This is a genomic window from Corynebacterium lipophiloflavum DSM 44291, assembly GCF_000159635.1.
Lineage (GTDB): Bacteria > Actinomycetota > Actinomycetes > Mycobacteriales > Mycobacteriaceae > Corynebacterium > Corynebacterium lipophiloflavum.
The window spans coordinates 22,612-30,698 of record NZ_GG667197.1 but is presented as its reverse complement, the minus strand read 5'-3'; the positions used below and the strand labels follow the sequence as shown (position 1 = coordinate 30,698).

Annotated in this window: 5 protein-coding genes; 3 read left to right on the top strand and 2 right to left on the bottom strand. The window is 54.3% G+C overall.

The genetic code is table 11. The annotated features are described in order from the left end of the window. Positions 1-48 precede the first annotated feature (48 nt). Entirely contained in the window at positions 49-432 is a 384-nt protein-coding gene (locus tag HMPREF0298_RS10485; RefSeq protein WP_157464473.1) for a hypothetical protein, read from the bottom strand. Between the two features lie 296 nt (positions 433-728). Here HMPREF0298_RS10485 and HMPREF0298_RS10480 point away from each other — a divergent pair, with 296 nt between their 5' ends. From HMPREF0298_RS10480 to HMPREF0298_RS10470, 3 genes are read left to right on the top strand one after another with little or no spacing between them, the layout of a single operon-like run. Then, on the top strand, positions 729-2,732 hold the full coding sequence (locus HMPREF0298_RS10480; RefSeq protein WP_006841164.1) for a type I restriction-modification system subunit M: 2,004 nt from the start codon (positions 729-731) through the stop codon (positions 2,730-2,732). Further along, positions 2,722-3,930, top strand: coding sequence for a restriction endonuclease subunit S (locus HMPREF0298_RS10475; protein ID WP_083789570.1), 1,209 nt, complete (start codon positions 2,722-2,724; stop codon positions 3,928-3,930). Before HMPREF0298_RS10480 ends, HMPREF0298_RS10475 begins: the two co-directional genes overlap by 11 nt. Positions 3,931-3,959: 29 nt before the next feature. Next, positions 3,960-7,472: a type I restriction endonuclease gene (locus HMPREF0298_RS10470; RefSeq protein ID WP_211205441.1), complete on the top strand. Its 3,513-nt coding sequence runs from the start codon at positions 3,960-3,962 to the stop codon at positions 7,470-7,472. Positions 7,473-7,587: 115 nt separating this feature from the next. Here the strand turns inward: HMPREF0298_RS10470 and HMPREF0298_RS11930 are convergent. Next, positions 7,588-8,087, bottom strand: a 500-nt coding sequence (locus tag HMPREF0298_RS11930; RefSeq protein WP_169304985.1) for an abortive infection family protein, incomplete at its 5' end; no start/stop codon positions are given.

Here is an 8,087-nt window from a genome sequence, read left to right as displayed (position 1 = left end):
GGGTAGGGGTGAGTCAAAATGGCTCGCAGAGCGCGGGCGCGCCAACCCCTACGCCCCCTTGTAACGCGCTTCCTCTAACCAAGCGATGTTCGCGCGGTAGGTTTCCTCTTCACCGTCGAGGTACTCACTCACCATGTAGATGAGAAAATCCACCCAATACGCCTTCTTCTCGTTCTCGATCCAGGTGGATAAGTCCACGCTGGGAGGGAGGAAGATCGTCCATGTCTGATCCGGGTTATTGCCAACGGATACTTCTGCGGGTAGATGCGTCCAATCATGTCCCTCTAACTGCTTTTGAATCTCGGGCAAGAAGTTCGATGAGGGGTACGGAGTTGGGAACACCACCCCAGATTGGTCCCAGGACAAGCGCACCACGCCGAGTTCTCCACGCTCGTTTCGAGCCGTTGTGTTTAATTCTTGCTGGTCTGTCAAACGTTATCCTTTCAAATAGACCAAGCGGTACGGTATCGCACGTTTCATCCCTAGTCAAGAACATGTGTTCGACATAGTAGGTATCAGCGGATGCTTTCGGATTCACCGGACGAACTCATTCACTCCCGATCTCGAACCCACGACCGCGCACGCCCCTAAACCCCACTCTCGTGCCATTCTGAAACGCACCCTGACCTGCGCGAAACACCTACTATCACGTTCTGACGAAGACGGGCGCGACTATGAGAGAATCAGGAGGTTAGCAAGAAATGACTCAATAAATAAGGAATTAGGAAATGACCGATACTTCAGAAATTCTCGATTCGATTACGCCGAAGCAGACCGCCAAGGTCAACCGCCTGAACGCTGCTATCTGGCAGACCGCAGACGATTACTTGCGTCTTATCGTCCCGGCTGAAAACTACGGTGACTACATCATTCCGTTCACCGTGCTACGCCGTCTTGAAGGACGCTTAGAGTCCACGAAAAAAGACGTGCTCGATCTCGTTCACCGCGAAAACGTGAAAGGAACAGACCCCGCAATCGTCGCGCTCAAGATCGAGAGCATGTTCAAACTCCGCTTCTGGAACACCTCTGAACTGTCGCTTGAACGTCTCGCGACCTCCGACGATGCGCTCAAGCCAGGACTCAAGCAGTACCTCAACACGTTCTCCCCGAACATCCTGGAGATCTGGGATGCCTTCGAATTCGACAAGTTGATTGACTTCCTAGATCGCAATAACCAACTCTGGAACGTGGTCAACCACTTCGCATCCATCGACATGTCTGATGAAGCACTCCAAGATCAGACGATGGGTGACATTTTCGAGAACCTGATGTACCGCTCGTTCGCTCGCAAGGCAAAAGATGCCGGTGAATTTTACACCCCGCGTGATGCGATTCGCCTGATGACTTCCATCCTGTTCACCTCTGATGACACGGAACTGGAAGAAGATGGGATTATTCGCTCGGTCTACGACCCCACTGCTGGTACGTGTGGCATGTTGATCGCTGCTCGTGACGCGCTCCGCGCTATCAACCCCGGCATCGAGGTTGTGGTGGCAGGACAGGAGTTGAAGGAATCCTCCTTCGCAATGGGTAAGTCCGACCTGCTCATGCAGGGCTTTAAAGACCCCGAAGTGCTCAAGTTCGGCAACTCCCTGACCAACGACCAGTACGCGAACGACACCTTCGACTACATCATGGCGAACCCGCCATACGGCTCATCCTGGAAGGCGTTCCAGAATGAGGTAAAGGCACTTCAGGAAGGTGGAGACCCCCGCTTCTCCGAGGGGCTTCCCGCTGTGAGTGACGGGCAGATGCTGTTTTTGATGCACATTGCGCACAAACTCGCTCCTGCAAGTGGCGACACTAAGGGCGGGCGTGCTGCTGTCGTAACGAACGGCTCACCACTGTTCACGGGTGATGCCGAGAGTGGTCCCGACAGCATCCGTAAATACTTGATCGGCGCACAAGGTGGCACCGAAGTCCTGGATGCGATTATCGCGCTGCCGAACGACATGTTCTACAACACGGGAATTGCTACCTACATCTGGATTCTGGACCAGAACAAGGAACCTCGTAGGCGCGGGAGGATTCAGTTCATCGACGCGACAGAAATTTGCGCTCCCATGCGTAAGAACATGGGACAAAAGCGCGTCGAATTCACGGAAGATAACATCCGCGAGATCACGAAGATCTACAAGGACTTCGAAGAGACAGAGCGCTCGATCATAGTCACTGCTGACGATCTCACCTACCGAGACGTACCAATGTTTAAGGTGGCACACTACGCAGTGAGTGTGACTGATGAGACGGTTGCACAAGCCTTAAGCCACAAGTCAGCATTCCCGGAGCATGAGGAAGTCATCAGGGAGATGAAGGGACGAGATTACAACGATCTCCCGAAGGCTCTGAAGGCTTCAGCGAAGGCGCACGGGGTGAAGACGGGCGCACCACTTCTCAAGCACATCATGGCTGCGCTCGCTGTCGAGGATGAGAACGCGCCCGCATCTTTCGATGAGAAGGGGAACCCGGTTGTGGATGCTGCTTCCAAGGTGATCGAGCGCGTTCCGTACCTAGAGGACGTGTCTGAGCACATGGAACGTGAAGTGCTCCCGTTCGTCCCGGATATGCAGTGGGACGAGTCTTTGGCGAAGGTGGGAACGGAACTGCCGTTGACGCGCCTGTTCTACAAGCCAGAAGAGTCCCGCTCCTTGGAAGAGTTGGACGCGGATATCGCTGGCTCTCTGGATCGTATCTACGCCATGTTCGGGGAGGTGCGTTCTGATGAAAAATAAGTATCCGTTTGTTCCTGATTTCCCGCAAAACTGGGGGCGTGCAAGTTTCGGGATGCTTTTTTCGCCAAGTAATGAGTTGAACGGTAATTCCCCGATTGGTCCATTGCTGTCAGTTTCCGAATTTCGCGGTGTAGAACTAAACACACGGGAGAAGGGGCAGAAAGCAAGCGAAGATGTATCGCACTATCGAGTTGTACGCCCCGGACAATTAGCGGTGAACCTGATGTGGCTAGACCACGGTGGTCTAGGAGTATCCCAGTTAGCGGGTTACATCAGTCCTGCATATCGTGCATACAACATCAGCGACTCGATCCACCCGCAATTTGCTCATTACTTGCTTAGAAGCGCCCCCTACGTAGAAACCTATCGAAGTCTGGGAAACGGCGTTCGACCGAATTCTCAGATGGTTAATACCGTCGATCTTCAGCAGATTCCTATACCTCTACCTCCCCTAGAAACCCAGCGCCGTATCGCTGACTATCTCGATAAGGAAATCAGCGAGATGGACGCGCTGATCGAAGAGTTTGAGAGGCTGGTAAACGATTTGTCTAATCGCAAACTGATGCTGATCGACAATATTATCTATAAGTCAGATCCAGAATTATGCTTAGCCCCACTCGGACTCTTCCTTGCCGAGCCGATCACCGACGGTCCGCACGAAACTCCTGAGTTTATCGAAGAAGGAGTTCCGTTTTTATCTGTAGATGGAATCCAGAACGGCGAACTGACTTTCGCTGGATGCCGGTTCATCTCGCAAGAAGACCATGAGCGTTTTGCCAAGAAAGCCAAACCTAGAACGGGAGATATTCTCATGGGAAAGGCTGCATCGACTGGGAAAATCGCTCTTGTTAAAACCAAGAGAGAGTTCAATATCTGGTCCCCTCTAGCGATCATTCGACCGAATGCTTCAATCGATCCCCGCTGGTTAACGTTGGTCTTGAAATCTCCTTTTAGTCAAAGACAAATCAACGATCTCTCCACTTTTAATACTCAGCGCAATATCGCAATGGGTGATATACCGCGCATCAGAATCCCGGTTATGGAAATTGGTAAACAGGGCCAGATCGCGGACGAACTCGACCGAGAGACCGCCAAGATGGACGCTCTCATCGAGGAATCCACGCGCCTTATCGAGAACCTTAAAGCGCGAAAGAACGCGCTGATTACCGAAGTCGTTACCGGGCGAAAAGAGGTCTAATCATGGTGAACCCAATACTCGAAGAGGCAATGGAACTGACCATCTGCCGATCTCTCAATTCCCAAGGCTGGATTTGGAACGAGGGTGACAATGACAAGGGGTTTGACCCCGAACTCGGACTCTTTCCCGAAGACGTCCTATATTGGCTGAAAACCCAATACCCCGAGCAATATGAGCGAGCGATTCCGCCAACAGCCAACGACGTAGAACGCCAATCTCGTGAACGCAGACTGCTCAACCGCCTGACCAAGGAACTTGACCTCACACCAATCCTGGACGGCATCACCAGGAAGGTAAACGGCGGGCTTCTAGGGACTCTGCGAGATGGCTTCTCGTTTACCCAAACTGATCTTGGCACGGTCAACTTCCCGGACATGGCGGGATTTTTCCCGTACGACACGGCGAAAACGGATGTAATCGACAAGGCGAAAGACAACCGTCTACGCGTGCTCCAACAAGTCCACTTCGAAAAAGGTGGCGGGGGTGAGATCGACATTGTGCTGCTCGTCAACGGGATTCCCGTAGTCACGATGGAACTCAAGACGGACAACACGCAGTCTGTCGAAGATGCTGTCTTGCAATACAAGCACGACCGCAAACCCCACAAGACCAATCGCCCGCTGCTCAATCCTGGGCGCGTCCTAGTCCACTTCGCTGTGTCCTCCCGTGAGGTCATGATGACCACGGAACTCAACGGGACGGATACTGTTTTCCTCCCGTTCAACCAGGGGACAGAAGCCGGACGCGCGGGCAACCCCGACAACCCGAATGGCTATAACGTTTCCTATCTCTGGGAGTGGGTGTGCTCTCCCGATCTGCTCCTTAGAATCCTGAAGGATTACGCGCTCTGGGAGCCTTCCACGAAAGGCAACGAGGGGCGACTGATCTTCCCGCGTTTCCACCAACTGCGCTCTGTCGAGCGAGTCACCAGCGATATCGTGGACAACGGCACGGGAAAACGTTACCTCATCCAGCACTCAGCCGGATCGGGCAAGACCAAGACGATTGCGTGGATGGCGCACCGTGCGAACAAGATGATCCACGAGGACGGCACGAAGTTGTTTGACTGCGTGATCGTCGTGACCGACCGCACAGTGCTGGACAAGAACGTGGCTGATGGACTCTCCCTCCTTCAGGCTTCTGAAGGCATGGTCATCAACATCACGAACGATGACACGTCCAAGTCGGAGAAACTCAACCACTATCTGACCCAGGGCAAGCGCATTCTGTCTTGTACGCTGCAAACCTTCCCGGCGCTCGCACAGACGATTGACCGCTCCCCGAAACTGCGTAACCGTCGCTGGCTCGTCATCATCGATGAAGCCCACTCGTCCCAGCACGGCAAGGCTTCCCGCACGCTTTTGGAGACACTTTCGGACACGCCGGATGAGATCGCAGAAGCAGCGTCTCGCGCTGCTGCGGACATAGAAGGTGCAGAGGACGCGCCCGAGGTGGACGTGTCCCAAAATGAAACACCCACCCCGCCCGCGCCAACCACACTCACCCGCGCGGAAAAAGACCGGCTCCAGCAGCAAAGAGACTCCGCTGTCGCGCGTTCTTCCAACGTCACCATCGTGGCTCTGACAGCCACCCCGAAGGCTAAGACGCTCGCCGTTTTCGGAGAACCAAACCCCAACAACCCGGACAAGCGGATCGCGTTCGATCTCTACTCGATGGCACAAGCAATCGATGAGAACTTCATCTTGGACGTGCTCCAGAACTACATCTCGCTCAACCTCTACGCCAAGATTGAAGACCAACTCGGGCGCGAAGATGAAGTCATCTTAGGTGAGGCGAAATCGGCGCTAAAGAAGTTTGTGCGCTCCCACGAGAAGACGATCCACTCCAAGGCTGAAGTCGCAGTCGAACACTTCCACAACAACGTGCGCAACCTACTAGGTACGACTGCAAAAGCAATGGTGGTCTGTGATGACCGCATGAGCGCGTACACCTGGTTCAGAGCCGTCCAAGACGTGATCGAGTCCAACCCGAAGTACCGGGGCATGGAAGCACTCGTCGCCTTCTCCGGCTCCCTGGACGTGTCCAAGGATGATGACGTAGAAGAGATCGTCACTGAATCGTCACTCAACAATGAGAACGCGCCCGAGGGGAAGCGCCGAATGGACACGACCAAGATGTTCGACGGTGCCACCTACAAGTTCCTGATCGTGGCTAATAAATACCAGACCGGCTTCGATGAGCCACGCTTATCCGCCATGTACGTGGACAAGCCACTGTCCGGCGTTATGGCGGTGCAAACGCTGTCCCGCCTGAACAGGACAATGCCGTCGAAGAACAAGACGAAGACGTTTGTGGTCGATTTCATTAATGATCCCGAGACGATCCTGCACGCCTTCCAGCCTTACTACTCGCAAGCGTCCATCGATACCGATATTGACCCGGACGTGCTGACTGACCTCGCGCGTGTGCTGGATACCTCCCAGTTCTACGACACGGAAGAGATGGAGTCTCTCGCGAACGTGGTCTTGGACCCAGACCTGGACGTGAAGAAGAAAGACTCTCTGATCCGCGTCGGTATCGACCCGATTGTCACTCGCTGGGCCGACTTCTACACCGGCGCGCTAGTTTCCGGCGACAAGGACAACGAAGCGGTAGCGACCGACTTCCGCGCGAACCTGGAGAAGTACGTCCACGCTTGGGATTTCTTGAGCCAGTTCATCGACTTCCAGGACATTAGGCTGCACAAGCGTGCGATCTTCGCTGACCTGCTCGTGCGTAACCTGAAGCTCGGCAAGAAGGCGCGAGATGAGGATTACGTCACCGGCGTGGACGTGGTGAAGACTGCCGTCACTGGGGATGTTGAAAAGGGTCGCACACTCGAACTCAACATCGAAGACGCGCAGGTCTCGCTACCAGTTCCCGGTTTCGATGGGCGTGTGTCTACGGGTGGGGCTGCTGACCCGTTGCAAGGGGCATTCCGCCAGGCGGTCGAGGAAGTTAACGATCTTTTCTCTGCTGCTGGTATCGACATGTCGAACTCCGCGAATACTCGCATGGTTCACGCTGTCTGGGAGGCGCTGGCGAATGACCACGAGGTCGAGGTGCTGGCAACGAAGAACCCGCAAGATGCGCTCGCTAAGTCTCCGAAACTGCGTGACAAGGTGCTCACCGCTGTGCTCGGAAGCAACGCAGAGCACGAGCAGTTCACGAATCTGATCCTTGGAGGTGAGGACGCGCTGAGCATCCTTACCGCTGCAATGTCACGCCTAGCAGTGGCTGCTATGGAGGACAAGGCGCGTGGGACCGCGCAACCGTCTGAGCAGGTGGTGGCGAAGCCTGTGGAGTCTCCAGAAGAGTCGCCGGTTGAGCGCCGTACTCAAGAACTTCTTGACGTGATGCTCATGCACGCGGGTAGCAGTCCGGTTGAAGAGAATTGGGCGCGATTGCTTGATGATGCTCTGGTAGAGCGTGGCGATTCCAACGTGTTCGAGGTCGTGCGCAAGCAGTTCGTAGACATGGCTCTGCCGGTCGATGGTGCGCTGTATCAGGGCGTGGTGATGTACGCGGTCGAGCATTACTAGGGAGTGGACAAGTAGCCAGGCGGAACCGATTTCGTCCGAGCACCTACTAGGTTGACGAGTGCGCGACCTAGTAGGTGTTTCTTATGGCTGTGTGCCACGACCGAACGGCGGGGTATCAGAATGGCGGTTCTTCCAACTTCGCGCGATATTCAGCAAGTACGAATCGGCACCATGCATGTGTTACATCCAGGCTCAATCTCACTTCTCTGGCGGTTGGAGGATCGAAGTCGATCTGGGGGTGATTATCATCTGTTCGGTTTCGCACCTCAGCCAACCCCTTAGCCAGTTTTTGCAGTCCAGCGGCAAAATCTTTCATGGCTGGGGAAGAGTTCCTACCTTCCTTAAGCCCTAGATACTCCGAAACTTCCTTGGTGAGAGTGTCCAAATAGGGCTTCTCCAGGTTCTTAAGTCGCTCGGATGCGCTCTGATTCAGGATCACCTTGCTTACTGCTTCTACCAAGTATTTACAGTGGGCTGCGACCGTCCAGGAAGTCACGTCATCTCGGATTGCATCGTTTAAGTTTCGCTGCGCTTTTACTACCGATTCCTGGTACTCCAATACCTCTAGATCGAGGTCAACGAAGTCCTCTGTGTGAGCATCAGGATTAGGGGTGA